The following is a 26,398-nucleotide window of genomic DNA, read 5'->3' as shown; positions in this document are numbered from 1 at the left end:
TTACCCATCCGTGATTGGAAGGCAGCCCTGAACCGATTTACCATCCAGTTTGAGGGGCGGCTCCCTCAGCTGTAACCCGAATCCCGTTTACACAAAAATCTGCACACGCTCGCAACTGGCGGCAGCGAGCACGGGTACGTGCCGCTTCGGGCCGGCTTCAACTTCTGGCTGGAGACTACCTGGTCAAGGCCATGCGGTACGAGGAAGCGGGGGAGTAGGGCTTTACCTGCACCGCAGGAGAAGCAGGAATTGCTGCTTTGGCCGCCCCGAAGTGAGCCCCACTTCGGTAGATGCGGGAGAATCCCGCATGTAGCGCCGCCGGGGCGCCGCCGGAGCACCGCCAAATACGGGGTAATCCGGATTTCAGCACCAGCACCCGCCCGGCCATCTGCCGGGCCCATCTAGGGCCGTTTCAGACCAGATCCGTTGATACGTCTGCGTTTCACCGCTGGCCAGGCATGGGCCTGGCTGCCGCACCGAGCGGGTGGCCAGCACCACCAGCAGAATGGGAAAGGGCTCCGGGAGTACGCCCCGGTGGCCTGTTAGCGTCTTCTTCGCCAAGTCTGGCAAGAGGAGTTCGCTATGAAGAGAGTCATCGGTAGCATTGAAGTACCCATGCCTTGTGGTCTGGTCTACCACCAGCCGCTATACGAGGAAGTGCCTGACGCCGATCTCGCCCAACATCCGGAGGGTGATCCGCAGAATGGCGCCCCAGCGGGGCCAAATCGTGGACGGATCATAGGGCGCCCTGAAGGGATTCCCCGGCGCCAGGGATGATCCGTAGCCCTTGCGATGGGGTGGCGTTTCACTACCCAATACAGGGGGTGTCCCCAACTTTGGGATGACCCCCTGAAAACGGTGTCCCGCCGCGTGACACCGTTTTCCGGCGGAACCTGTGTCGCATGCCGTGACACAGGTTCCGCCACTACCCCGCAGATAGCGGGGTAGTGATTCCACGTTCGTCGCGCACCGGTGCAAACGACCCAGCCATCTCGCTTAAGTGGCATGGTTTGCCCGCTGCGCACCCTGTCACCTGTCGGGGCTTGGTTGCTGAGGCATACTGAGTAGGGTCCAGCTTGTTGGTGAAGACGCTGAACCTTAGTATCAGATCGCATCGCAGGGGCGGTCGCCAATGTGATCAGGGACGCAAAATTTCAATTCTTAAGGAATCAGGGGGACGCATGGCTGATTTTGTGTATGTGGATAACTCCAACCTCTATATAGAAGGTCGGAGAGTAAGTGCCGTTAACCAAGGGCTCGCCGATAACATATATGACGCCATGAATGCTGGCGTGCTGGATCATGGGTATACGATTAGTTTTGGCAAACTGCACGAGTTCTTGTGCGGTGCCGATAAGCGCACGATCAAGAGGGCGGCGCTATTTGGCTCCCGTCCACCGCCGAATGACAGTATTTGGGATTTTGCGAAGAGGGCGGGTTTCGAACTCCACCTGGAGGATCGCAACGTTAGGAACAAGGAAAAGAAGATTGATACCGGGATAGCCACCCTGCTCACGAAAGATGCATACAAGTCAGGAGACCCCCATGAGGATGTCTTCGTCCTGGTTGCCGGAGACGCCGACTACGTGCCGACGATCAATGAATTGAGAAAAGATGGTTACTTCGTTGAAGTGGTGTTCTGGGACCATGCCTCCAAGGAACTGAGGGACGCTGCTTCTCGTTTCGTTGGTCTGAACAAGCATCTTGAGTTGCTACGCCTCGGAGTTACTGACGGCAGGCTGGCCACAAGCGCATAAGGGCCGGGCTCTACTTCCGCCGCGACCTATAGGCCATTTTGGGCAGCAGGGGTGAATGATTCGTTCACCCCTATTGGGGGGTGCATCCAGTTTTGGATAAACCCCAGTCATGCCCCCTTATGTGTGACAGCTGGCGACTAAGCTGCTGATCCGAAAGCACTGCTGAAAATTCAGCGGACCGAAGATCAGCCAAGCCGACGAATTTCGTTGGGTTGGTCCTGGCTGAGGCGCAAGTGTTTCGAAAGTGGCTGGCGGCGATTTGGCCTGCAGGGCGCGCAGGTCACCCGCAAAACTGCAGGGCATGCAGGTGCTGCAGGTCGATCAGCGCCCGCAGAATTTGGCCCAGGCCTCCATCATCTCCCGCCGGCGCTCCAGCATCGTCCCGCGCTTGTAGGCGGCCTTGGACTTGTCCTTGATCGTGTGCGCCAGCGCCGCCTCGGACAGGTCGTCCGGGTACTCCCCCACTTCGTCGGCCCATGTCTTGAACGTGGTGCGGAAGCCGTGGACCGTGACTTGCCCGTAGCCCATCCGGTTCAGCAGGGCCAGCATTGCGTTTTCGGATAGGGCCTCTCCGGTGACATCGTTGGGGAACAGAAGCTCACGATCGCCGCGCTGCCTGGCCAGCTCCTGCGCGGCCAGGGGCAGGGGCACGACGTGTTCCTTCTTCGCCTTCATTCGGTCGCCGGGCACGGTCCAGTTGAGGCACTTCGCATCCAGCTCTGTCGGCACCGCGCCGGTGGTCATCCCAGTGCGAGCAGCTGTGAGGATGGTGAACTCCAAGGCTCGCGCCGACTCGCCGACCCGCTTGCCCAGCTCCTTCATGAACTTCGCCATCTCGCTGTAGGGCAGGGACGGGAAAAGCCACTGCGCTTTCTTCGCTACTTCCTGATGGCCAACTATGTCATCAAGAACGAGCGCGGCGACGCGGTGGTGCGCGAGGATGAAATCTATGACTGGTTCATCGCCAAAGAGAACGCGACGCTGTGCGATTACGCAGGCAAGCCATTTGAGTTCGGGGCGTGTCCGAGCTGCGGCGGCTACGGCAACTGGAGGAAGAGAACCGCAAGCTCAAGCAGCTGGTCGCAGATCTGAGCCTGGACAAAGTGATGCTTCAGGACGTCATTCAAAAAAAGCTCTGAGGCCGGTGCAGCGACATACGCTCATCGGCTTTCTGCAGCGTGCTTACGGAATCAGCCAGCGGCGGGCATGCGGCGTGATGCGCCAAGCCCGTTCCGGGCTGGCGTACAAACCGGTGCGCAAGATCCTGGATGCGCCATTGACGCGGCGCATCGAGGAGATAGCCCAGACGCGGGTGCGTTACGGCTACCAGCGCATCCACATCCTGCTGCGTCGTGAAGGCTGGCCAATCAATCGCAAACGCGTGCATCGGCTGTACAAGCTGGCAGGGCTGAATCTGCGCTCAAAGCGACCGCGGCGGCGCAGGGCGGCTGCGGACCGCTTAGATCGGCCACTACTCACCGCACCCAACCAGAGTTGGAGCATGGATTTCGTTAGCGATGCGCTCTTCGATGGACGCCGTTTCCGATCGCTAACCGTGGTCGACAACTTCAGCCGCGAGTGTCTGGCCATTGTCGTGGGGCAGAGCCTGCGTGGCGAAGATGTTGTCGAAACGCTGGAATACCTGCGACAGGAACGCGGTTCGCCGCGCCGGGTTCAGGCAGATAACGGGCCTGAATTCATCAGTATCGTGCTGGACAAATGGGCTTACGATCACGGTGTTACGATCGATTTTTCGCGCCCGGGTAGGCCGACCGATAACGCGTTCGTCGAATCTTTCAATGGTTCATTCCGGGACGAATGTCTGAACGTGCACTGGTTCCTGTCCCTTGACGACGCCCGCCAGAAGATCGAAAACTGGAGAACCGACTACAATCATTTTCGTCCGCATTCGTCCTTGGGAAATGCCGCGCCAGCGCAGTTCGCCGAGGCATTTCGGACAGCCCCAAACACGCCGATTTTTCTACCTTAGATCGGCTCAATATCTGGGAGGCCGTCACGAACCGGAAACCTCTAATTTAGCCTGGCACTGAATTACGGGGAGTCGACAAAGCAAGGACAGTACATTTTAGTCATGAAAGAATTAGTCGATGGTGTTTCGGATTTGGGGTTGCGGGCAAACCGGCTTTGCGCTGAGTTGCTCGTCGGTTGCGTCATTATCGTAATGAGTAAATGCCAGGCGCAGCTCGTTATCTATTCCATAGTCGATAAACTGGTATTTGCCGCCCCATGGGCCATCTCTCCAATCGTCTCCATTGCTTCTAGCTGCGGGCAAAAAAGGGTACTCCTTACGCAGCGACAACGTCGTAGCATCAACAGATTGTCGGTTCGGGAGGCGATACTGTCGAATCAGCTCAACCACACGTGGAACCCCTTCCCTATCAGGGCGAAATGACACCCAGGTGTTATAACCATTTGTGCTAGTAAAACTCGCTCGGAAGAAAATGTTTCGGCAGAACACAATTCCAGGGTTGGATAGAATTTGGATGAAAGGGGCGTCTACCCGAACCATCGCGCCCTCTGGTTCAATAATTTCTCCGTCGAAATTCCTAAAAGATGGATGTTTTTTATAAAAATCGCTGGTGAGTATGAGGCTTCTCGATGTGCGATTTGATAGGTAGATGTTAGCTCCGCTGTTCTCTGGCAGTCCGATGATGCGATCTTGGATTCTGTAAAGCTCCGAGAAAGGGCTATTCCCTAGGTTGATCTTAGTTAGTGGAAGGTTCCAATTCACAGAGTGAGTGTGAACGGTGATGCTGTCTCCAAGGCAGATGCCAGATAGGCATGGGGCCGACGTGCGCGTTGGAATGAACTTCCTGCCATCTTCGAAGCCGTTCGCGGAGCTGGCTGCTAGCTCGTTGTTGCGTGGAACGACGAAAAACTGGTGTTGGCCAAGGGCATCGGGAAGGGTTGCCACAACTCCCCTGATGACTTCTTCGCCGTTGGAGGTTTTGTTGTGGATCAGCTCGATCGTTGACTGACCTTCGTTGCAGATACCAAAGTCATGCGATGGCAAGGCCCTGATTGAATCTCCGCGTCCTGATTGCGTCAGCAGCAAAATCTGGAATCTCGCTGTACAGTTCTTGGAGTCGGATCTTAGCAGGAGTGCAACGTTACCTTCGCTCTCTGCTTGTGCGGCAACAGTACTACTAGGAGGCGAGCTGTCCGAGGTTGGCCGGTTCGAGAATTCACGTAGTCCATCTGCCGTTCTTAGCCTAAGCTTTGGAGGGCTTTGGTCAACAAAGCTTTTTGTTCCCCAGATGACATCGCCAAATTTTGTGCGAGCTAGAACTCGCTCGCTGGCATAGGTGGAACTGACTTGAAAAAGTGAAAAAAATGCGATTAATCCTGCATTAATGGCAGGAGAAAAGATGGTGGCTTTACCACGACAACTCGCGCGTTCCAACGAAGCTTCTCCAGTTATCTTCCTTGAATAGAACTAAACTGCCATAGTCAGCCTATGAATTCAATTCGTGTCTTTTCTTTGAGCGATAGAGGGAGAAGGGGCGATTCAGGCTGGGCAGGTGTGATCCCGCCGAGTGCTCTTTTGGGCCTTTCTTCGTTGTAGTCACGTCGCCAGCTTTCGATGCTGGTACGGGCATGGAGCAATGTTGGGAACCAGTGTTCGTTGAGGCATTCATCGCGTAGCCGGCCGTTGAACGACTCAACATAAGCGTTCTGATTCGGTTTTCCTGGCTCGATCAAGCGCAGGGCGATTTCCTTGTCGTGAGCCCAGGCCACCATGGCTTTTCCGCAGAATTCCTTTCCATAGTACATCTGGAGGCATGAGTTCTTTGGGCTCTGTCGCGATCCCTGTGGAACTGACCTGATCATGCCGCCGCCGGCGCCAACCATGGATTGCGCGGCAAGTGCTTGAGCTTGGCGCACAACAGGTAGGCGATCGCGATCAGGTTCTCGTGGGTGGCATAGCCCTTCGCCCGCGCCTTGGCCGCCTGGATCTGGGCGTTCATCGTCTCCACGCTGGCGTTGGTGAGGCCACTCCGGAAGTGCTCGATGATCCCGGCCTTGTGCTCGCGCAGGGTCGCGCCAAGACGCTTGAACGGCGGCAGGCGGCTGCGGCGTGCCCAGCTGATCCAACGGTCCAGCTGGTGGTCGGCTTCTTCCGGCGACAGCCCCGCTGCGTACAGGCGTCGCAGTGCCTGTTTCAAGTGCCAGGCGCGCGCCGTCTTCAGGCCGCTGCGCTGCAGCCAGTGCATGGTGCACAGTTGCTTGTAGCTCCAGCGCTCGGAGTCCTTGAGCAGCGCCCAGCGGCTGCCCTTGAGGTCAGGCTCGGCCTTTACCTCCGCCCGCCGCACCTGGTCCAGCGCCCGGCCCGCCAGCGCCACCACGTGGAAGGGATCGAACGTCACTCGCGCCTGCGGGCAGTGCCGGGCGGCGCCAGCCTGGAACGCCCTGGACATGTCCATGCTCAGGTCGCTGATCGCTCCGGCATCACCGCCATGGGCCTGCAGGTCGGCGATGAACTCGCTGAAGGTCGCCGCGTTGCGGCCGGGCGTGGCAAACAGCAATCGGGCCGCAACGGCATCGTGGAACAAGGTGATATAGCGCTGGCCGCGCCGGCTGCTGGTCTCGTCCACGCCCACCCGCTTGACCGTGCTGTAGTCCTCCCGCGCACGCGCCTGGTCGATGTGATGCCGCAACAGCCGCCAGACCCGATCGTCCGACACCCCCACCAGTCGGGCCACGTGCGCCACCGGCATCGCTTGGCACAGCGCGATCACGAATGCTTCGATCACCAACGAGAAGCCGGACCCGGGCCGCGCCCATGGCGGCTGGACCTGACCGGTCTTGCCACATGCCGCACAGGCCACCCGGGGCAGAGGGGCATGGATGAACACCCGGAACTGGAAGAAGTGCAGGTGTTGCCAGCGTCGCTTGATCCGGTCGTGGATCGGCTGGTCGGCTGCACCGCACGCCGGACACGCCAGCCGCTTGGCCTGGCACTCCACCGCAAAGTGGATGGCACCCTCAGACTGCCGGAAATCCACCGAAACCACCGCCCATGGCGGACTCAGACCCAATGCTTGTGTGAAGAGAGCTTCCATCCGGGAAGCGTGCCGCCCACGTCGGGCTCAGGCAAGAGCGATTCCACACGGAACGCGACTGATCCGTTCTTTGCAGGCAGCCATCGTCTCCGAGCGCATCCTGCGGGTTCTCACACGCCACAGGAGTTCGTTGACGATGGCTACCTGCGGCGCTACCGCGCGGGCTACCTATGGCGGTCTGGGCATGGCGCCCGTAAAGCAGCACGCCGACTTGGTGCTGCAAGCGCTGATTGCTGCGATGTGAGGTTATACGCGGGCTTGTTACTGCCTTGGAAACGGGCGGGCCCGCGTCGGTGTATTTATAATTTGTTCAGCGTTATTGCTCTGGCTGAATGTAGTCAGCCCACGCCTGCATCATTGGTCGGCGCTGATCCAGCAAGTCGGTTCGATGATATGCCGCCTCAACCTGATTTTTAACCGTGTGAGCTAGAGCGCGCTCAGCCAAGTCCCTGGCATATCCTTTTTCGCTGCACCAGTCGCGAAAGCTAGAGCGAAATCCATGTGCTGTGGCTACTCGGCCCTCTGAATCGCTGGGAGCCGAGAGCCTACGTAATAGGGCAGTCAGCGTCATATCTGACAGTACCTTTCGGGCTTGAATGGATGGGAATACGAGTTCTTCGTCATGGCCGACTTGCTGTTGGAGCAAGGCCACTGCCTGCTTGGAAAGTGGGACCCTGTGAACTTGTCTAGCTTTCATTCGGTCTGCTGGAACTATCCATAGCCCGTTACGTAGATTCACCTCACTCCAAGTCATGGCTCGGACCTCGCCGGAGCGGGCGCCCGTCAGGATCAGAAAAAGCAATGCGCGCCGGGTCACGTCGAATTCACCTGCGGTTGCCAACTCCGCTCCGACAAATATGGGGACGTGCTGCCAAGGCATTGCGGGCTGGTGTTCTTGGCGGATCGTCTTGCTGGGTTGCTGAGGGAGCAAGTGGTTGACCACATCCACGGGGTTGGCTTGGTTGAATCCGTGCGCCCAGCCCCAAGCCAATACGGCATGAATACGCTGTTTAACGCGTGAGGCAGTTTCAGCCTTTTCAAGCCAGATGGGGCGAAGAACTTCGGCGATGTGCCGAGGCTGTAGCTGGTCGATCGGCAGATTCCCAATTTTCGGGAAGACATACTCGACCAGTGTGTTGATCCACTGCTGGGCATGTTTGTCATTCCTCCAACCAGGCCTCATCTCGGTGTGGACCTGTGTCGCAGCCTCCTGAAAGGTCGGTATCTGGAGCTTGGTGGCTTCCAGGGCTTTCACTGTTAAGGGGTCCTGTCCCGTCGCGATCAGGTCTCGCATCTCTCGAGCCAGCTTCCCGGCTGCGGCAATAGTGACCTGTGGATAGCCGCCTAACCCAGCGTTCCTGCGTTTCCCCGTCGAGGGGCTGACGTATCGAAATACCCATTTTCCTTGGCCCTTCACGGTCGATGAGGGGAGGAGGCTCAGGCCTGTGACGGCTCCATGAGGTACTGCGCGACTTCCAGGAAGGATGCTTCGAGCTTTGACATCGGTGAGAAGTGGCATGGATTTTCAGTTGCTTCCGGTATGCCATCCAGTATGCCATTTGGAGAGGGCTGGTGATGGATGCTCTTGGACATGCATGGATTTGAAAGTGTCGTAAGGTGTTGAAAATAAATGATTAAATTTTCAATCTTTGGGTTGTTGTGGACCGGGCTGGACGTATACTAGGCAGACCCCCTCTCCGCCAGATACTGAAAAAAGCCACCTTCGGGTGGCTTTTTTCTTTGTGTGCAGCCTGTGCCCTGGGGCTGCGGCGGAATACCCGGCAGCAGCGACTACACTGTGCGCCTGATCCAACCGGTAAACCCCATGTCAGAAATCCTCGTCCCCGTGTCCTTCGGTGAGCTGTTGGACAAGATCTCCATCCTGCAGATCAAGTCCGAGCGCATGAGCGATGCGGCAAAGCTGGCCAATGTGCGCAATGAGTTGAACGCGCTGGACAGCACCTGGGCCGCGCACCCGGCTGCCGCGCAGGACATCGCAGCGCTGCGTACCGAGCTGAAGGCGGTCAATGAGCGCCTGTGGGATATCGAAGACGACATCCGCCTGAAAGAGAAGGCGCAGGCCTTCGACGATGCGTTCGTACAGCTGGCGCGCAGCGTCTACATCCAGAACGATGAGCGCGCGCGCATCAAGAAGGCCATCAACCTGGCGCTGGGTTCCAGCTACGTGGAAGAGAAGTCCTATCAGGACTACCGCGCCGTCTGACAGCCGCAGCGCTGCCGCTTTGCTCCCTCCCTTGCGCAGCAGGGGAGGGTTGGGGAGGGGTTGGCTTTAGGGGCCTTTCATGGGTCCCGAGCTTCGCGGCTTATGCGGCTCCCACATTGCAGGCAGCGCCGCAGCCTCTCAGTTCGGATGATCCGCGCGATAGCGCTCGAACGCGGCGATCGCATCTTCCACCGTGATCAACGACATCACCTCGTCGAACTCGATCTTGGTGCCCCATTTCAGCGCGCTGGCCGGCTTGTCGAGATAGCGACGGGCGGCATCGTCATAACGGTCCACGCAATAGCGGCGGTCGGAATACGGGCCGCTGCGGGCCGGGTTGCTGGCCGCATGCAGGCCCAGCACCTTGGTGCCGACGGCATTGGCGATATGCATCGGCCCCGAGTCCGGGGTGACCAACAGCGAGGCGCGGGCCAGCAGTGCCGGCAGCTGTTTGAGCGTGTCCTTGCCGACCAGGTCCAGCGCGGGGTGCTTCATCGCGGCGAGGATGGCGTCGCTGGTGCTGCGCTCCAGGTCGCTGCGGCCGCCACACAGCACCACCCGCCAGCCCTGGCTGGCAGCGTGGTCGGCCAGGGCGGCGTGGCGCTCGGGGTACCAGTTGCGGCGCTGGTGGCTGGAGCAGGGCGAGATCATCAGCACCGGGCGGCCATCCTCGTCCCACTGCGCCCGTGCCCACTCGTGTGCCTCCGGCGGTGTGGCCAGGTCCCAGCTGACTTCGGTCTGCTTCAGGCCCAGCGGCTCGCAGAAGCTGCCGATGGCATCGAGTACATGGATGCCGGGGCGGTCGGGGATGCGCTCATTGATGAAAAGACCGTGCAGGTCCTTGGAGCGTGACTTGTCGTAGCCGATACGGCGCTTGGCCGGGATGAAGGCCGACAGCAGGTTGGCACGCGCGGCGACCTGCATCTGCAGCAGGGCTTCGAAGCGACCGGCCGGAAATTCGCGACGCAGCGCACGCATTCCTGCCAATCCGCTGCGCTTGTCGTAGATATGGAAGTGCACGCCGGGCAAGCCATCGAGCAGCTTGTGGCCGGCCTTGTCGATCACCCAATGCAGGGGTTTGCCCGGGAAGCCCCGCTGCAGCGTGCGTACCAGCGGGACCACATGGGTTACATCGCCCAGTGCCGAGAGGCGTAAGAGGCACAACGGGGAGGACGATGCAGGCATGTGTTGTTAGACTCGTATTGATGGTCGCATTTGACGCCACTGAAGCGCTGACGCCCTGCCGCGATGGTCGCGGCTATGGCGCCATTCTGTTCGACCGCGAACGCCTGCGGCAAGCCGATCCGGGCTTGTTCGCGCCTGCGCAGTGGGGCAGCAAGGCCCATCCAGTGGGCGATGGCGGGCGCGGCGGTGCATGGTTCATCGATGCGCCGTTCGGTCGCAGCGTCCTGCGCCAGTACCTACGCGGCGGCGTCGCCGCCAAGATCAGCCACAGCAGCTATCTGTGGCGTGGTGCCAACCGCACGCGCAGCTTTGCCGAGTTCCGGCTGATGCGCGAGCTGATCGCGCAGAAGCTGCCAGTGCCGCGCCCTTATGCGGCGTTCTATATGCGCGAAGGCCTGCGTTACAAGGCGGCACTGCTGATGGAGCGGCTGGAGGACGTGCGTTCGCTGGCTGACCATGCCCAGCTCACCGGGCGCGGAGCGCCGTGGGAAGAGGCTGGGCGGATGATCGCGCGCTTCCATCGTGCCGGCCTGGATCATGCCGATCTGAACGCCCACAACATTCTGTTCGATGACGCTGGCCGCGGCTGGCTGATCGATTTCGATCGCGGCGTGCTGCGCATTCCTGCCACCCGCTGGCGCGAGCGCAACCTCAAGCGCCTGCTGCGCTCCTTGTTGAAGCTGCGCGGTGCGCGCAGCCGAGAGGACGTGGAGCAGGACTACGCGCGGCTGCGCCGCGCCTATGATCTGGCCTGGAACCGGGGCGTGTGAGATGAGTTGGGCCTTGCGTTTTCTGGGCGTCGGCAATGCGTCGGCGGTGGAACTGGGTTCGCCGATGTCGGTGATCGAGCACGGCGGCGCGCCGTGGCTGACCATCGATTGCGGTGGCGAGGGGCTGACTGCCTACCGCAACCACTACCGCGCCATGCCGGATGCCGTGTTCGTTACCCATATCCATCTGGATCATGTGGCGGGTTTCGAGCGCTTGTTCGTCGATGCCTTCTTCAACTCGCAACGGCGCGGCAAGGTGCGACTGTACGTGCCGGCGCCGCTGGTACCGTTGCTGCACAAGCGGGTAGGGGACTACCCGAACGTGCTGGCCGAAGGCGGCGCCAACTTCTGGGATGCCTTCCAGCTGATCGTGGTGGGCGAGGCATTCTGGCATGAGGGCGTGCGCCTGGAAGTGTTCCCGGTGCGCCACCACTGGCCGGAAACCGCCTACGGCCTGCGCCTGCAGGGTGCGCTGGTATGGAGCGGCGACACCCGCCCGATCCCGGAAATGCTGGCGCGTTTTGCCGATGACAACGAGCTGATTGCCCATGATTGCGGCCTGCACGGCAATCCCTCGCATACCGGCGTGGACGACCTGGAGCGCGAATACGACGCCGCCACCCAGGCGCGGATGATGCTCTACCACTACGCCAGCGCGGCCGATGGCGAAGCCCTGCGTGCCCGTGGCCACCGCGTGGCGATGCCGGGTGAGTGCGCTGTGTTGGCCGAGCCGACGGCGCCGCGTGCGGAGCCGTTCGAGGGCTGAGCGTCGTGCTTCGGCTCCACCGCGCTTGGGCGCACGTAGGCCCCAGTAATTCCAAGCAATGATCACTAAGCCCCTCTCCCGCCTGCGGGGCGAGAAGAGGCGCTTGCGAACCACCGGTTCGCGACTCTTGGAGCGCACTCGCGGCAACGCGGGGGCCGGGGCGCGGAGCGGGGGTTGGGGTGAGGGCAAGGCCGAAGCCAGCCTCTGTCAGCCCCATCCGAACCCTCCGAGGCAACGTAGCCCGGGTAAGCGCAGCGCACCCGGGAAGCATGCCGGTTAACTCGTAACCAATAAAAGGCCAATTCGTGGCCGGCAATCAGTCGATCGCCTGGCAGAAGTCTTGCACGGCCAAAGCCCCGGGTGCGCTGCGCTTACCCGGGCTACAGCGCGCACAAGCAAGAGCCGCCGCTTCAGCAGCCGCGCAATTTTCCAAGGCCCAAAAAGGTGGCGACCCCGCCGGCTGACCTCGGCGCCCGCGTCGATCGATACCGTTGCTGCCTTCCGGCCCTGGCGGGATTTTCGACCTAGCGTCGCGAGGGGCCGACGGGGCCACCATAGAGACGGTTTGGCCGCGCTAGGCGCGGCCATTCACGATACGAGAGGCTGGGGCGATGCGATCATCAGCCGCCGATGCTTCATGGACCGGACACAAACTGGAGCAGGTCCCGATCGTGTGCGGCGATTGTAACGTATGCATGCACCAGCCGACCAGCGTTCCGGCTTGAACCCCGTGTAACCCGCCGCCGCCGGTTTGCGGCCCCAGACGCCCGGCTTGGATAGAATGCCCGCCCAACGGAGGACGACCTCCGCCCATCACGGGACTTCACCCAGGACGGCCTGGCTTCTCTAGGAGGCTGTATGGCTTGGATCTATCTCGTGGTTGCTGGTGTGCTGGAAATCGTCTGGGCGCTGGCAATGAAGCAATCCCACGGTTTCACCAAGCTGGTTCCCAGCATCGTCACCATCATCGGCATGATCGCCAGCTTCTGGTTGCTGGCCTTGGCCATGCGTACCTTGCCGCTGGGCACGGCCTATACGATCTGGACCGGTATCGGCGCGGTGGGCGCGTTCATCATCGGCATCATCTTCCTGGGCGAGCAGATCAGCGCGATGCGTATCGGCGCGGCGGTGCTGATCGTCAGCGGACTGGTGCTGATGAAGCTGTCCAGCAGCTGATAACGGCTTCAGTCTTCGCCCAGCACCAACACCATCTCGACCGCATCCAGACCCGGGCCGTGGCCATCCGCCACGACCCGGGTCACGGTGAATCCGAGTCGCGCATAGAAGTCCTGCGTGTGCTGACTGGTGCTGAGCTCCACGCGCTTCGCGTTCGGGCTCTGTCTGGCCTGCTGTAAACGCGCAAGACTCAATTGTCTGCCGAACCCCTGCCGATGCACGCTGCGTTCGACCATGCCCCAGCAGAAAACGGCGACGCCATCGGCCCGGATGGCCAAGCCGCCGCAGGCGACAACCCGGTCATCGTGCTCGATCAGCTGATAGTCGCAACCCTGCGTATCGCGCTGTAGAAACTGCTCGAAGTCTGCGCGTTCGGCTAGCGTGAAGTACTTGGGTACATTGCTGTCGAACAGCGACAGGCAGGCGTCGGCATCAGCAGGTTGATAGGGGCGGATCGGCATGCGCTGCAATCTAGCAGCTTCCGTTCGCTCATTCTCTGGACGTTGGATGGAGAGAGGATGGGGGCTGCTTTAGCTGTTGTTTTTGCTATGGCTCTGGCCTTAGCCCCTCTCCCCTTGCGGGGTGGAAGGGGCCGGCTGACGAACCACAGGTTCGTGGCCCCTGGAACGACCTTGCGCCAGCGCAAGGGCCGGGGCGCGGAGCGGGGGTTGGGGAGAGGGGAGCGCGCAGCGTGCTTTTTAGTGCAGAGCACAGCGATAGAAAGCAAACATCCCAATCACCGCGACATCGAATAGGGCAACGTCGCCGCATCAGCAGCCCAGGACTTGTTCGGCTCAGCCTGCATCGTGAACCGCAGCTCCCCACCGGCAATAATCTCCTGGTGCGTCACATAAGCACGGTCCAATGGCTTGCCGTTGAGGCTCACCGAACCAACATACGTATGCGCAGCATCCAGCCTGTCAGCCACGATCCTGAAGCGCTTCCCATCCGGCAGATTCAAGGTTGCCTGCGGCAGGAACGGTCGCCCGATGATGTACTGGTTGCTACTTGGCGTAACCGGATAGAAACCCAATGCGGTAAACACATACCAGGCCGACATCTGCCCAAGATCATCGTTCCCCGCCAGACCATCCGGGCGGGCCGCGTACTGCGTGTCCATGATCTGCTTCAAGCGCGCCTGCGTGCGCCACGGCTGCCCGGCATGTGCATACAGGTAGGCAACATGGTGGCTGGGTTCGTTGCCATGCGCGTACCAGCCAATCAGGCCGGTGATGTCTTCCATGTGCGCGAAGATCGACGGATCAACCTTGGCTTCAAACACATCATCCAGGCGCTGCAGCAGCTTGTCGCTGCCGCCATGCGCCGCCGCCAAGCCGGCGACATCCTGCGGCACATACCACGAGTACTGCCAGGCATTGCCTTCAGTGAAATCCGTGCCGTAACCGCTGGCGCTGGGATCAAACGGCTCGCGGAAGCTGCCATCGCGCTTGCGCGCGCGCATGAAGCCGGTGCCCGGGTCGAACGCATGCTTCCAGTTCGCCGCACGCTTGTTGAATTCGCGCGCTACCTCGGTCTTGCCCATGTCCTTGGCCACCTGGGCGATGGTCCAGTCGTCATAGGCATATTCCAGCGTCTTGCTGGCCGCTTCGCCTTCCTCATCGATCGGCACATAGCCGAGCTCGCGGTACTGCGCGATGCCGTCGTACGGACCATAGTTGGCGCTGGCGACCATGGCCTGCAGCGCCTCCTCGGTGTCGTAGCCACGGATGCCCTTCATATAGGCATCGGCGATCACCGGCACCGCGTGGTAGCCGATCATGCACCAGGTTTCCAGGCCGTGGAACGACCACACTGGCAGCACGCCGTAAGGACTTTCGCGGCGTGAGGCCAATAGCGAATTGACGAAGTCATTGGTGCGCTGCGGTGGCTGCACCAGCGTGGCCAAGGGGTGCAAGGCGCGATAGGTGTCCCACAGCGAGAACGTCGAATAGTTCGTCCAGCCCTTGGCCTGGTGCACCGCGTTGTCCGGCCCGCGATAGCGGCCATCGCTGTCCATGAACAAGGTTGGCCCAAGCAGCGTGTGATATAGCGCGGTGTAGAAGCGCGTGCGCTCGTCCGCGCTGCCCTGCGCTTCGACCGCGCCCAGCGCCTCGCTCCACTGCTGCTTGGCGGCAGTGCGCATGCCATCGAAATCCCAACCCGGCGCTTCCGCATCGAGGTTGGCAATCGCGCCTTCCTCGCTGACCGGCGAGATCGCCACCTTCACCAACAAGGGCTTGCCAGCCTCCGGCACCACATCAAAGGCAGCAACCAACTGCCGGCCTTCGATCTGCGCGCGCTGTGTCGGGTCCTTCTCGCCCGGCGGCGGGAAGCCCTTGTAGGCGACATCCTGCTCGGTGTCGTGCAGCTGATGGCCACTGAGCGGCTGCGAGAAACGCATCGCGAAATACAGCTGCCGGCCCGGCGCCCAGCCGCGCGTCTCGCGGAAGCCGGTAACCGTGCCATCGGCCCGCACTCGCAGGCGCGACCACAGGATCTTGCCTGGGTAGTCATACATGCTGGTACGCAGATCGAGCACGACATGCGCAGGCTTGCCAGCCGGGAAGCTGTAGCGGTGCATGCCGACGCGCGCGCTGGCGGTCAGCTCGGCGCGCACCTTGTAGTCGTCCAGGGTCACCGCGTAATAACCCGGCTGGGCGGTCTCGCTGGCATGGCTGAAGCGCGAGGTGTAACCGCTCAAGGGTTGATCCGGATTGCCACGCTCCAGCTTCAACTCACCGGTAGTAGGCATCAGCAGCAGATCACCCAGATCCGAATGGCCGGTGCCGGAGAAATGCGTATGCGAGAAGCCGACGATGGTGTTGTCGTCATAGCGGTAGCCCGCCGCCCAGCCATAGCCGTTCTTGCGCGACTGGATGCGGGTATCGGGCGACAGCTGGACCATGCCGTAAGGGACGGTCGCCCCCGGATAGGTATGGCCCTCGCCACCGGTGCCGATGAAGGGGTCTACTGCGGTAAAAGCCCGGTGTTCGTGGGCTGGGGAGGGCGTCAATCCTGAGGAATGTGCCATCGTGATGGCTCCCATGGCTGCTGCAACTACCAGAAAGGTTGCACCTGACAGTTTCATTGAGCACCTGTTTTAGATCGGTCTAATTCAGGAAATTAGCACGCTCAGCTGCCCAATGTGTATCGCTGCCAGATTCCCTTGCGTGATCCGATGGGCCGGGTTCCATTGGCAGAAAAACTGCATCGATTGGGTATTGGCATGCTAGCTGCTGGCGTACATCACGTGGCTGTCGCGACGCTACGTGTCGCAACCCGCGCTGCAGGCATCTGCAGGCGTCTGCAGGTAGCCGCGGTCGACCTTCAGACACATGCAGTGCCGTCGTCCGCTTATGCGAAGTCGTTCTTTGCATAACGCGCTGTGCCCACGATTGCTGGCCGCTGTTGAGCGATAGGATGAGTTGTGCGTTGAAGCTGAGTGGCGGTATCTGCGGACAAATTCCTGTTGTCTGCGCTGATCCGAGCGAACGCATCCTGAAGGTTTTCAACGCTGTTGTGGCAAACAGGGAATTTCACCGGGAGGCTGGTCACGCTCCAAAGGAAGGAACTTGTGTCTGCCGAGAAAGAGACGCGCCATCGCACTGGTGAGCTGCGTCGCGGAATTGTCACGCTGGCCGTCTTGGCTTGCCTGAGAACCGAGAATCATGGATATGCAATTCGGTCGATGCTGGAGAGCAAAGGCCTTCCGCTCAAGGAAGGTACTTTGTATCCCTTGTTGCGACGATTGGAAGGGCAGCAGCTTCTCATCAGCAGGTGGGATGTATCCGGTGATCGGCTGCGTCGCTACTACACACTGACCCAGCTTGGGAGCGGAGCGCTTGAGTTGCTGCAGAGCCAATGGGAACTGTTGAGTGAGATCGTGGTCGCCCTGCAGGCGCAGCATGAGTGAACGGAGCAAGCCGATGCACTACTGCAACGATTATATCGAGGACGTCATCCATCGGATCCCGTTGGTGCGGCGGCGGCAGGCGCGATGCGATCTGGAGCACACTCTGGAAGGCGCTCTGGATGCAATGCGTGCAGGTAATCCTGGTCTTGAAGACGACCACCTGGCAGCGCTGGTCGTGATGGAGCAGCCTTCTGCAGCGCTGGTGGCCGAGGACTACCAGAGCATTTTCCCCGGGCTGATCAGTGAACAGCTGGGCGCTCTGCACCGCAGTGTTGTCGTGACAACAGCATCGATATCGGTGCTCTGTGTTGTGGCTGCTCGGCTTGCGGTTGGGGAAGCAGCGCTCCTGGGGCTGCTGGCCAGTGTTCTCCTTGTGCTTCTCATCGTCTTTCCGGTAATCACACTGAACTTCCTTGGCTTGCAGAAGATGGGTTGGGTGCCGGTTTTCCCTGGGCCGGTGTTTCCCGCGGCAGAACAGCGAAGTCGTTGGCGAGGAAAGGGTTCTGTGCTGGCGTGCCTTGCGGTGTTCTTCGCCCTGTTGCCGCTCTGGCGTGGTTGGCCTGCATCCTGGTCATTTTCAGGCTATCCGCTGAACGCGCGGTCCTTCCTTATCCTTTCGGACTGGTTCCTGGGTTGGCCGACGCTGCTTGCGCTCGCATGGATTGCAGTGTTCGCACTATTGACTGGTACCCGCGTGTATCAACCGCAGTACCGTGCGACGGTCTACGTCCTTGCAATCTGGCGCCTGCTAGGTGCCGGGTTGGCGGCGGCTGTGCTGCTGTCAGGCGAGGTGTTCTCGGCCGACAAGCTTGCTTGCCTCTTCCGACAGGGCGAGGTGGCCGCAGGCATGGTTGAAACGTTCACAGTGTTGGTGATCAACGTTGCAAACTTCTGCGCCTGGTTGACGACGCTGACGTTGTTGGGCACGGGTGCAACCAAAGCATGCGACGTACTGTGGCGCACATGAACTTCTGGACGTTGGCGGCTTCGCAGATCAGAAGGCAGCGCGCCCAGCTGGTACTCACGTGGGCGTGCTTGGCAACCGCATTTCTGCTGTTTGGCCTGCTGCTGAGCGTACGTCAGGTGCTCGAAGCGGGCTCCAGTGCGGCGTCTTCCTATAGGTTGCGGACCAGTGGTGCGAGCTCTTCCTCGCAGTTCATGCCTATCAGCATTGCCGCGAAAATAGCAGCGGTCAGCGGCGTTCGGAACGTCATCTACGCGACCGCGACACCTGCAGCATTCCAGAATGACCCTCGCCACTTCCTGCTTCAGGCGGTCAGCCAATCCGGATTCCTGGAGACTTTTCCGGAGTTGAGTGTGACACAGCCTGCACGTGCACTCTGGTCAACGCAGAAGACAGCACTTGTGGCGGGGCCGGATCTTGTCGCGAGGTTTGGTTGGCAGGTTGGCCAGGAAGTCGCCCTGCAGACAAATGTGCTCAACAGAGACGGAAGTGGCGCATGGTCGTTTCAGCTGATTGGAACCTATACGAGCGCTGATCCGAAGATACCGGGGGATCTGGCGTTCGTTCGCTATGACTATGTGAACGACAGCCGCGTAATGGATAAGGATCAGGCCATCGTATTCATCTCAACGTTGCAGGATCCGGCCCAAGCCAGCGAGGTCGCTGGCCGAATAGATCTGCAGTTCGCGACATCCAATCCAAAAGTTGTCACCAGTCCCGAGAACGAATCTGCGCAGAGACAGCTTGCAGAGTTCGGAGACTTTGCGTCGCTGATTGCGATGGTCGCCGTCGGGGTGTTTGCCAGCATGCTCGTGCTCGCAAGCATCGTCTGGCATGAGCGCGCGACCATGCGTCTGCGCGACTTTGCGTTGCTCAAGGTTCTTGGCTTTCCCCGCCGCACCGTTGTGATGATCGTTGGATTGGAGATTCTCTTGGTGACGCTGGCTGCAGCAGGCATGGGGACTGCATCTGCACGGTTGATAACGGTGGCATTTCGGGAGCAGGTGCAAGGCGTCGTACAGGGCTTCAGTTTCCCTGCGGCGGGTTATGGCCTGGTGCTGTTGGTGGCTGGATCGTTCGCTCTGGCATCGGGTGCGCTGGCTTGTGTGATTGCCTTGCGCACGCCGCCGCTTGCAACGCTGAGGGGCGGCAACTTATGAGCTTCATCCGGCAGTCTCTAGGCGTTCTTGTGTACCTGCTCTCAACGTGGTGGATGCGACCTGTTGCAGCTGCTTGCACGATGCTTGGTTTCTTTCTGACCGGTGCGGCATTTGTGTCTGTCAGCAGTCTTTCCGCCGGCATGGAGTCTATGTGGCGACTCAGCGGGCGTGATGATGTCGCCGTAATCGTGGCCCAGTCCTCCCTGTCGGAACTGAACAGCAGGCTGCCGATCTCAATCCCCGACTTGCTGCGACAAGCGCCAGGATTGGCAGTTGGGCGATCGATCAGGCCAGAGGTAGTTGGGACGACGACCTTTTTATCCCATGGTGATCTGCGCCCCCACTCGATCCTTGTGCGTGGAAGGGAGGTGGCAGCGGAGCGGGATCCTCATGCCATCGTCAAGGGGCGCTGGTTTCGCTCTGGCACAAGTGAGGTTGTCGTCGGGAGCGAAGTTGCAGCCCGCATGACCGGTGTGGAAGTCGGGCGTGCATTGATGGTGAATGGCACCGTGTTGCGCGTCGTGGGTGTTCGCAGAGCCAGCGGGGGTCTTGAAGACAGTGAGATATCCGGCGATGCGTTGGCGATGGCCGCTGCGCTGGGAATGTCGGGGCAATGGAGTCTTGTCCGGGTGAAGCTGTCAGCGGCGGCTGCCTTTGCCCCGTTCTCCCGTTACCTGGACAGCATGCCGGGTCTGGGAGTCAGCGCCATCCGGGAGAGTGAGTTGGTCGAACGACAGGCGGCAGGGTTTCGCAAGTTGATACAACTGCCTGGCGCGGTACTGATCGGCTTGATGGCACTTGGGGCATGCCTTGGCTCTGTGACTGTCCTGCAATCCGCGATGCAACGCCGTTCGCGTGAGATCGCAACACTACGGGCGCTGGGGTTCGATGCGGCATCGCTGGGAATGAGCACGCTGATCGAATCAGCGCTGCTGGCGGTGCTTGGTGCGCTGGCCGGGGGGGTGACGGCGTCGTGGCTGCTCCAGGGCGTTGCGGTCGTTACTTCCACTGGTATGCACGCCATCGCTTTTCATTTGGATACGCCATTGACGTCGATCATTGCTGCAGTGATCGGCGCGGTGACGGTTGGTTTGGCCGGCGGAATTGTTCCTGCGCTCTCCGTTCTGCGGTTGAGAGCGATTGACGCGTTGCGAATTTCTGATGCTGCTTGAGGAGCTGGCATGAGCGATCTGGTGATTTCACATGTTACGAAGATATACCAGGGCAAAGGCGCGGGCAGGATTCGCGCACTCGACAATGTGTCGTTGAGCGCTGCGTGCGGGAAGATCACCGCCTTCCTTGGTCTCAACGGCGCCGGCAAGACCACGCTTATCAAGATAGTGGCCGGATTGGTGCTGGCCGATGAGGGACAGATCTCGTTCAATGGGATGAACGTGGGGACGGCTGCTTACACCGCACAGGTTGGAGCTGTTTTTGAGGGCAATCGAAATATCTATTGGCGGCTGACACCGCGTGAGAACCTTGAGTACTTCGGCGTGCTGCGGGGCTTGGCGATCGGGGTTGCGAAGCGGCGCGCGGGCGAGCTGATCGACAAACTGCAATTGAGCGCCCAAAGGGACACGATTGCGGCGAAGCTGTCCAGAGGCATGCAACAGCGACTGGCCATCGGACTCGCACTGGTGCATAGGCCGTCGTTGTTGCTTCTGGATGAGCCAACACTCGGTGTGGATGTCGAGAACCTGATGGTACTGGTCGGCATGATCCGCGGTCTGGCGCAGGAGGGGGTGTGCGTGATCCTGACTTCGCACCAGATGGATGTGGTTGATCAGCTGGCTGATCGGATCGCGTTGGTGTCCAACGGAAGGTTGATGGCGTTGGAAGAGCGTGGACTTTTCATGCAGCACTCGGAGTCGATGCCATACACGTTGCGATTCCAAGGGGCGTTGGATGAGGTAAGGGCGGAACTGTTGCTGGCACTTGGAGTGGCTTGTTCTGGCTCGGAGTTGCTGTGTCCGCCGGGACTCTTGTACGAGGTTCTGAGAGTTCTTGAGCCGATGAAAGTGGAATCCTTGACCAACCAGTTGGATCTGGGGCGCGTTTTCCTGCAGCGAATCAAGGAAGCAGAGACATGCTGAATATCTATCTTGTTGAAGCACGCCGACAGTGGATCATGTTTCTCCGCTATCCCATGGAGGCGTTCGCCGGGGTGGTTGTGTTCAGTATCATCTTTACTGCTCTCTTCGCCGGCTCGCGTTATCTCGCAGGAGCCGGTGCCGATTTTGGGAGTCGTCTGGATCAGGTGGTTGCCAACTACGTCCTCTGGCTTGTTACGACGGGCTTGTTCGCTGGGCCGGGAGCGCAGCTGGTTGATGATTCCCGCAGCGGAATCCTTGAGCAACTATTCATAACGCCGCACAATTTCGCCGCGTTCAGTGTTGTACGTACGCTCGCCGGGCTGGCGCAGCACCTGTTGTTGATAGGTGTGGTCCTGGGTGTGATCTGCCTCATTACCGGCACTCGTCTGCAGTACCGGTGGGTTGAACTGATACCGTTCGCCTTCCAGATCATGGCGGCTGTGGGGGTGGGACTTCTGGTGTGTGCCTATGCGATGTTGGTCAAACAGGTGGCGGCGATCCTCAGCATCGGCCAATTCATCCTGATCGCCTTCGTGGCGACGCCGATCCAGGCCCTTGGGGAATGGGGGAGGTGGATCAGCCTTTTCATACCGATCAATCCTTCTGCGCAGCTTCTGCAACGGCAACTGGCCGGTGGCTATGAGGCCAGCATGGCCGATTTGATGATGGCAATGGTCAATGGTGGTCTGTACCTCGGTATTGGCATGCTCTTGCTGACCCTGGCAGCAAGAAGAGCCAAGCGTCTTGCACTGATAGGGACCTTTTGAGGTTAGAGCCCTGCACGGCGGGTGGACGTTGCCCGCCAAGCGCTATGTAAAGAGCGCAGCGACCACTCAAATAGCCACTCGTTCAGTGCCTCGTTGTCAATTGCTGCCGGGGCGCTGGCAGGGGTCGTGTAGTGGAAGTAGTGACCGTTGTGTGCTCGCATATCCGTTGGGTTGATCAGATTGAGAAGCGAGTGGACGCCCTGATCCAGGCTGTCCTGGACGTCGAACTGGCCCAAGACCAGTTTGGTCGGCATCAGAGAAGCAGGGTGCAGTGAATGGATGGTTGAGCTGGTTTCTGGATTGTGCTTCGCCCAGAAGCTCGTGAATGCAGCCTGCGCCCATTTGGAGCGGGCATACGCGGATTGGCCATCCCAGCCGACACGGAAATCAGGGTCGTCCTGGTCCATGACTTGCTGAAGACCAGAACTGACGCAGATCACACGACCGCAGGCGCGCTCCAGGAGTACCTGCAGTTGCAGCGTGAGCGTGAAAGTGGATAGGTAGTTGACCTGCACGCAGAGCTCGTGGTTGTCCTGCGTTTCACATCTGGTTGATGCGATGCCGACGCCAGCGTTGTTGACCAGGAGGTCAAGGCATTTGTTGTCTTTTCCCAGGTGGTGCGCGAGCTCGATGGTGTCGCGCATGCTCGAAAAATCAGCGCGTAGGCATTCCACCGATGCTTTGGGTGTGCAGGCGAGAATGCTGGCACGGGCAGCCTCCAGGCGAAGATGCGAGCGCCCGTGCAACAGCAGTTTCCAGGGGTGCTGTCGAGCCAGTGCGATTGCCAGCGCAAGTCCCAGCCCGTCTGTTGCACCCGTGATGAGGGCCGTTCGCAAGGGTGTACGCATCGTGTTCATGCGTTGACGATAGACCTTTTTCAATGCCCGAGATCAAATTGGGAGCGTTACCCTAGCATCGCTAGGGATTCTAGAAACGCGAGAACCGGCGTATCAACTATCTGGGCGGAATCGTCCGCTCGGTATTACCCGGACCATAGACAGGAACGAACATGAAACTCTCTGAATCACAGATCCCTGAGTTGCGTCATCCGGTTGCATTGGCCGGATCGAATATGGCGAACATGGAGACCTCCACAATTACCGTCGCCGTCGGTGTTGGCATTGGGGTTGGCATCGCAGTAGGGGTGGCTGTTGGAACAGCCGTGCATGGAGGTACAACGACGCCGGTGCCTCGATGAACTTGCCAACGGCGGTGATCGTTTCGATCGCCGCCGATGGCGCTACAGAGAGATTGCCCACGTGAATAGCACCCTCGTTGAATGCGATTTTCTGCTGCGGACCCATCCAGACGTTGGGGTGATCGAGAGGCGGCTTCGTTCGCCTTTCGATTACAGGTCAAACATCGAATGGCTCCGTGGACTTGCAACCGGGTCGTTGGCCAATGCCGCGCTGCGGATTGCTCTGCATCATATGCACCTCGATTCGGACTATCAGTTGCCGCGGTTCGTGATGGAAGGATTGACGCGTGGTTGGACTTTTCTGAAGACAGAGCATTTCTCGATCAGTCTGGGTGTGCGTCGTTCGCAGCCGGATGCGCCAGTCGAGGTTGCCGTCACGGCCGGCGCGGAGTCTGTAGCGGTGAGGCTGCAGCCCTATCCCTATGATTTGGTGCTGGGGATATTGCATGCCGACAAGTTGGATATGCAGGTTTTCTCTGTGCTTGATTGCGTGGATGCAGGCGAACTGCCGAGGATAGTTCCAACCAGTACGCAGCGGTTGGAGCAGGGGAGCAGTATCTATCTTGAAGCCGGTCGCGACGTGACCATTTCATCTCTTCATGGGGCGCTGATCTATGTCGAGGTCACCGGCGCGAGCAGCGTGCGCTTGCTTCCGCAGTTTGATGCGAAAAGCTTGCGGTTTTCCGGGTGGATCAGTGGCGACCCGGTTGCCTCACGCATCGAGTTGCTGACGCGAATGCTCACGGATTTCGAGTACAAGCCTGCGGGTTCCCTGCTCCTTTCACTCAGCCACCATCAGGACCATTTCGTCAGGTGGAACTCGATCCGACATTTGTTGCGGTTGGATCCCGAGGTCGGGCAGCCGCGCCTGTTCGAGGCGTTGAGCGATGATCATCCCGAAGTCAGGGACGCCGCGCAGAGGACGATCGACTACATGACTGAAAAATCCTGAGGCGCATCCATGCCATTGGTTATCGAGAACAATTCGGCTGCCATCGGTTCGCTTGGCGAAGTGATGGACTACTACGCATCCATCGATATTGGTGATCGCGACGCTATCGCAGCGGGGGCGCCAGTGCTTGCGGCGCTGGCGAACAACAGGACGTTCCTCGCCGAACGCGTTGCCCAGGAGCTTCACGATCTGGTGGATCTGCAAGCGAATAACCAGTATTCCTCGCAGGTTTTCTTTCTCGGTAGAGGGCGGGAATTTTTTGTGCGTGCGAACTTCTGGCCATCCCTCCACGATACGATGATCAGGTCAAGCGGGCCGGGGGCGTTCTTCTACGGGATTCCCCATGACCACAATTTCGATTTTCTGACGGTCGGTTACTACGGGCCTGGCTATATAAGCGATTTTTACGAGTACGACTTTGACGAGGTTGTGGGGTATCCCGGTGAGAGGCTGAATCTGAGATTCGTTTGCCGCGATGCGCTTTCAGAAGGACGTATGATCCTCTATCGGCGAAGTCTCGATATCCATGAGCAGTTGGCGCCGGATAGTTTTTCCATATCGCTCAATGTAGTCGCGGATCAGCCGAAAGCTATCGCAACGATCAATCAGTACATGATCGATCTTGATAATCGAAGTGTGCGGAGTCTTGGTAACCGGACATCACTGCCGCTTATATGTGAGATCGCGTCCTATATTGGCGACGAGGAGTGCGTCGAGCTGCTTGATCACCTGGCGCAGCGACACCCGTACCCACGTGGCCGCATGGCGGCGATCCGTGCGCTGGCAAGAAGGAGGGAGGATCTGGCCGATGCGATATGGGCGCGCGCATGTGCAGATGCCAGTCGGCACGTGAGTGAGCAGGCAAAGCTTTATCAGCAGTTGCGGGAGCAGCAGGCCTAGCCTACCTGCAACGCAAGCACCACTACGTTCGATTTTGGTTTATCTACCGAGTTGATGCCAATGCAAGGAACGATCCAGGTTCGGGCTGTTTCCAAGTTCTATCGCCGCGGGAGTCTGCAGCAGGATGTGCTCAACAATGTCGAACTTGCGGTTGCGGCCGGGGAGTTCCTGTCTTTGATGGGACCCTCCGGGTCGGGTAAAACGACGCTGCTCAACATCATGAGTGGCCTGGATCGGCCCAATGCCGGGGCAGTTGTCTTCTCGGGCGCGGTACTGGACGAGATGTCCGAGCGCGCGCTTTCGCGCTGGCGTGCGCAGAATATCGGTTTCATCTTCCAGTTCTATAATTTATTGGCGACCCTGTCCGCCCGGCAAAACGTTGAGCTTCCGTTGCTTTTGTCGCCGTTGGGGCGCGCGGAGCGGCGGCGCAGGGGGGAGATCGCCCTGGATATTGTGGGTCTGAAGGGGCGCGGTGATCATCGCAGCTCGGAGCTGTCCGGGGGCGAGCAGCAGCGGGTGGCGATAGCGCGGGCGATAGCGGCTGACCCGCCGGTATTGATGTGCGATGAGCCAACCGGAGATCTGGATCGGAAATCGGCGGACGAGATTCTGATGCTGTTGACGTCCTTGAGCAGGGATTTTGGCAAAACCATCGTGATGGTCACCCATGACAGCCGCGCAGCTGCGCATGCTGATCGTAATCTGGTCATGGACAAGGGTCGTCTATTGGGTTGAATGCTGTCGGCTACATGCGTCCGAGCTCGTTCATGAACGATCACCCGGATATGGGGGACGAAGGCGTTGCAGTTGCCCCATTCGCGGCTGCGGGTGGCTGGCCCAGGGGAGATCGATCTGGCGTTTCGCGCCCATGCTTCGGGTGTGTGGTCAGTTCGGTCGGCTGCGCCGGCGGTCGAACCCGTTGGGGCTCTCATCGCCCATGCTTTCCCCCAGATAAAAAGAAAAGGCCACCCGATGGGCGGCCTTTGCTTTTTATCTGGCGGAGAGAGGGGGATTGATTCGGTGCTTCGCACCTTCACCCTTCGGGCGGCTGCGCCGTCCCACCGGCTGCGCCGGCGGTCGAACCCGTTGGGGCTCTCATCGCCCATGCTTTCCCCCAGATAAAAAGAAAAGGCCACCCGATGGGCGGCCTTTTCTTTTTATCTGGCGGAGAGAGGGGGATCGGATCGACCCGAACGTAACCTCTTGACCCTGCAGCAGATCGCAAACCGGACTTGTGTCCTGTGTTGTGTCCCGTAGTGTAGCCTTCCGACTGTTCTTCCGGTGAGCGGCATGCGAGGTAGATCCCCGCCTCCCACTTCAGAGTGTTGGACGATCGCCAAGGTCTTTATACGTGGGCCAGCGTTCAGAAAGGCATCAGACCGCTTGTAGGTCCGAATTGGCCTTAACTTGACTGGCTGCGCCACATCTGATAGGTTTGATTCTGAGAATTGGCAACTAACGTGAGAGGAGGTTGTATGCGCAATCG

Annotated in this window: 24 protein-coding genes, 1 other RNA gene and 1 pseudogene; 16 read left to right on the top strand and 10 right to left on the bottom strand. The window is 59.8% G+C overall.

Annotated features, from left to right (window positions below; genetic code table 11):
- Positions 1-1,181 precede the first annotated feature (1,181 nt).
- Positions 1,182-1,757: an NYN domain-containing protein gene (locus AC1VXC_RS10465; protein WP_481538507.1), complete on the top strand. Its 576-nt coding sequence runs from the start codon at positions 1,182-1,184 to the stop codon at positions 1,755-1,757.
- Positions 1,758-2,078: 321 nt separating this feature from the next.
- On the opposite strand, the gene AC1VXC_RS10460 is transcribed toward AC1VXC_RS10465, so the two are convergent.
- Complete coding sequence (locus AC1VXC_RS10460) at positions 2,079-2,579, bottom strand: tyrosine-type recombinase/integrase (protein ID WP_481538508.1); 501 nt, start codon at positions 2,577-2,579, stop codon at positions 2,079-2,081.
- Positions 2,580-2,655: 76 nt separating this feature from the next.
- On the opposite strand from AC1VXC_RS10460, the gene AC1VXC_RS10455 reads away from it, so the two are divergent.
- Positions 2,656-3,747: an IS3 family transposase gene (locus AC1VXC_RS10455; protein WP_482995043.1), complete on the top strand. Its 1,092-nt coding sequence runs from the start codon at positions 2,656-2,658 to the stop codon at positions 3,745-3,747.
- Positions 3,748-3,858: 111 nt separating this feature from the next.
- Here AC1VXC_RS10455 and AC1VXC_RS10450 read toward each other — a convergent pair whose 3' ends face one another.
- The 4 genes and pseudogenes from AC1VXC_RS10450 to AC1VXC_RS10435 form a co-directional block, all read right to left on the bottom strand.
- Complete coding sequence (locus tag AC1VXC_RS10450; protein WP_481538509.1) at positions 3,859-5,181, bottom strand: hypothetical protein; 1,323 nt, start codon at positions 5,179-5,181, stop codon at positions 3,859-3,861.
- Positions 5,182-5,228: 47 nt separating this feature from the next.
- A pseudogene (locus AC1VXC_RS10445) lies at positions 5,229-5,546 on the bottom strand (integrase core domain-containing protein); the annotation flags it as partial.
- A 59-nt stretch (positions 5,547-5,605) separates the two neighbouring features.
- Positions 5,606-6,841 (bottom strand): ISL3 family transposase, encoded by a 1,236-nt coding sequence (locus AC1VXC_RS10440; protein ID WP_481538510.1) that lies wholly within the window; start codon positions 6,839-6,841, stop codon positions 5,606-5,608.
- Between the two features lie 316 nt (positions 6,842-7,157).
- Positions 7,158-8,360 carry a tyrosine-type recombinase/integrase gene (locus AC1VXC_RS10435; RefSeq protein WP_481538511.1) on the bottom strand — a complete coding sequence of 401 codons (1,203 nt, stop codon included), beginning with the start codon at positions 8,358-8,360 and terminating at the stop codon, positions 7,158-7,160.
- Positions 8,361-8,666: 306 nt separating this feature from the next.
- Between AC1VXC_RS10435 and AC1VXC_RS10430 the strand changes: the two genes are divergently transcribed.
- Entirely contained in the window at positions 8,667-9,065 is a 399-nt protein-coding gene (locus AC1VXC_RS10430; RefSeq protein ID WP_313173810.1) for a DUF6165 family protein, read from the top strand.
- A gap of 138 nt (positions 9,066-9,203) precedes the next feature.
- Here the strand turns inward: AC1VXC_RS10430 and AC1VXC_RS10425 are convergent, their stop codons facing one another.
- Positions 9,204-10,250, bottom strand: a complete 1,047-nt coding sequence (locus tag AC1VXC_RS10425; RefSeq protein ID WP_481538512.1) for a glycosyltransferase family 9 protein — start codon at positions 10,248-10,250, stop codon at positions 9,204-9,206.
- 20 nt (positions 10,251-10,270) lie between these two features.
- Here AC1VXC_RS10425 and AC1VXC_RS10420 point away from each other — a divergent pair, with 20 nt between their 5' ends.
- Both AC1VXC_RS10420 and AC1VXC_RS10415 read left to right on the top strand, forming a co-directional pair.
- Positions 10,271-11,020 carry a 3-deoxy-D-manno-octulosonic acid kinase gene (locus AC1VXC_RS10420; RefSeq protein ID WP_481538513.1) on the top strand — a complete coding sequence of 250 codons (750 nt, stop codon included), beginning with the start codon at positions 10,271-10,273 and terminating at the stop codon, positions 11,018-11,020.
- A 1-nt stretch (position 11,021) separates the two neighbouring features.
- Positions 11,022-11,786 (top strand): MBL fold metallo-hydrolase, encoded by a 765-nt coding sequence (locus AC1VXC_RS10415; RefSeq protein ID WP_313173813.1) that lies wholly within the window; start codon positions 11,022-11,024, stop codon positions 11,784-11,786.
- A 450-nt stretch (positions 11,787-12,236) separates the two neighbouring features.
- Here AC1VXC_RS10415 and ffs read toward each other — a convergent pair.
- Positions 12,237-12,333, bottom strand: an RNA gene (ffs, locus tag AC1VXC_RS10410) — signal recognition particle sRNA small type.
- Positions 12,334-12,644: 311 nt separating this feature from the next.
- On the opposite strand from ffs, the gene AC1VXC_RS10405 reads away from it, so the two are divergent.
- Positions 12,645-12,962 carry a DMT family transporter gene (locus AC1VXC_RS10405; RefSeq protein ID WP_313494574.1) on the top strand — a complete coding sequence of 106 codons (318 nt, stop codon included), beginning with the start codon at positions 12,645-12,647 and terminating at the stop codon, positions 12,960-12,962.
- Positions 12,963-12,970: 8 nt separating this feature from the next.
- On the opposite strand, the gene AC1VXC_RS10400 is transcribed toward AC1VXC_RS10405, so the two are convergent.
- Positions 12,971-13,423 (bottom strand): GNAT family N-acetyltransferase, encoded by a 453-nt coding sequence (locus AC1VXC_RS10400; protein WP_313494575.1) that lies wholly within the window; start codon positions 13,421-13,423, stop codon positions 12,971-12,973.
- A 275-nt stretch (positions 13,424-13,698) separates the two neighbouring features.
- Complete coding sequence (locus AC1VXC_RS10395; RefSeq protein WP_481538514.1) at positions 13,699-15,993, bottom strand: GH92 family glycosyl hydrolase; 2,295 nt, start codon at positions 15,991-15,993, stop codon at positions 13,699-13,701.
- Positions 15,994-16,536: 543 nt separating this feature from the next.
- Between AC1VXC_RS10395 and AC1VXC_RS10390 the strand changes: the two genes are divergently transcribed.
- Genes AC1VXC_RS10390 through AC1VXC_RS10365 form a run of 6 tightly spaced genes read left to right on the top strand, consistent with a single transcriptional unit; the run spans position 16,537 to position 21,862 of the window.
- Positions 16,537-16,875 (top strand): PadR family transcriptional regulator, encoded by a 339-nt coding sequence (locus AC1VXC_RS10390; protein WP_313494577.1) that lies wholly within the window; start codon positions 16,537-16,539, stop codon positions 16,873-16,875.
- Between the two features lie 13 nt (positions 16,876-16,888).
- Positions 16,889-17,842 carry a hypothetical protein gene (locus AC1VXC_RS10385; protein ID WP_481538515.1) on the top strand — a complete coding sequence of 318 codons (954 nt, stop codon included), beginning with the start codon at positions 16,889-16,891 and terminating at the stop codon, positions 17,840-17,842.
- Complete coding sequence (locus tag AC1VXC_RS10380; RefSeq protein WP_481538516.1) at positions 17,839-18,999, top strand: ABC transporter permease; 1,161 nt, start codon at positions 17,839-17,841, stop codon at positions 18,997-18,999. Before AC1VXC_RS10385 ends, AC1VXC_RS10380 begins: the two co-directional genes overlap by 4 nt.
- Entirely contained in the window at positions 18,996-20,171 is a 1,176-nt protein-coding gene (locus tag AC1VXC_RS10375) for an ABC transporter permease (protein ID WP_481538517.1), read from the top strand. The genes AC1VXC_RS10380 and AC1VXC_RS10375 overlap by 4 nt, the downstream gene beginning before the upstream one ends.
- Positions 20,172-20,180: 9 nt before the next feature.
- Complete coding sequence (locus AC1VXC_RS10370) at positions 20,181-21,095, top strand: ABC transporter ATP-binding protein (RefSeq protein WP_481538518.1); 915 nt, start codon at positions 20,181-20,183, stop codon at positions 21,093-21,095.
- Positions 21,089-21,862: a hypothetical protein gene (locus AC1VXC_RS10365; protein ID WP_481538519.1), complete on the top strand. Its 774-nt coding sequence runs from the start codon at positions 21,089-21,091 to the stop codon at positions 21,860-21,862. Before AC1VXC_RS10370 ends, AC1VXC_RS10365 begins: the two co-directional genes overlap by 7 nt.
- A gap of 2 nt (positions 21,863-21,864) precedes the next feature.
- On the opposite strand, the gene AC1VXC_RS10360 is transcribed toward AC1VXC_RS10365, so the two are convergent.
- The gene (locus AC1VXC_RS10360) at positions 21,865-22,743 is read right to left on the bottom strand and encodes an SDR family NAD(P)-dependent oxidoreductase (protein ID WP_481538520.1); all 879 of its coding nucleotides are present in this window, start codon (positions 22,741-22,743) and stop codon (positions 21,865-21,867) included.
- 128 nt (positions 22,744-22,871) lie between these two features.
- On the opposite strand from AC1VXC_RS10360, the gene AC1VXC_RS10355 reads away from it, so the two are divergent.
- The 4 genes from AC1VXC_RS10355 to AC1VXC_RS10340 all read left to right on the top strand — a co-directional run bounded on the left by AC1VXC_RS10355 (position 22,872) and on the right by AC1VXC_RS10340 (position 25,647).
- Positions 22,872-23,060 (top strand): hypothetical protein, encoded by a 189-nt coding sequence (locus AC1VXC_RS10355; protein ID WP_481538521.1) that lies wholly within the window; start codon positions 22,872-22,874, stop codon positions 23,058-23,060.
- Between the two features lie 61 nt (positions 23,061-23,121).
- Positions 23,122-24,012 (top strand): HEAT repeat domain-containing protein, encoded by an 891-nt coding sequence (locus AC1VXC_RS10350; RefSeq protein WP_481538522.1) that lies wholly within the window; start codon positions 23,122-23,124, stop codon positions 24,010-24,012.
- Between the two features lie 9 nt (positions 24,013-24,021).
- The gene (locus AC1VXC_RS10345; RefSeq protein WP_481538523.1) at positions 24,022-24,912 is read left to right on the top strand and encodes a transposase; all 891 of its coding nucleotides are present in this window, start codon (positions 24,022-24,024) and stop codon (positions 24,910-24,912) included.
- Positions 24,913-24,972: 60 nt separating this feature from the next.
- On the top strand, positions 24,973-25,647 hold the full coding sequence (locus tag AC1VXC_RS10340) for an ABC transporter ATP-binding protein (protein WP_481538524.1): 675 nt from the start codon (positions 24,973-24,975) through the stop codon (positions 25,645-25,647).
- Positions 25,648-26,398 lie beyond the last annotated feature (751 nt).

The sequence above is a fragment of the Stenotrophomonas sp. STEN033 genome, from assembly GCF_056856655.1.
Note: the sequence above shows the minus strand (reverse complement) of the source record. Positions and strands in the feature narration are given on the sequence as shown.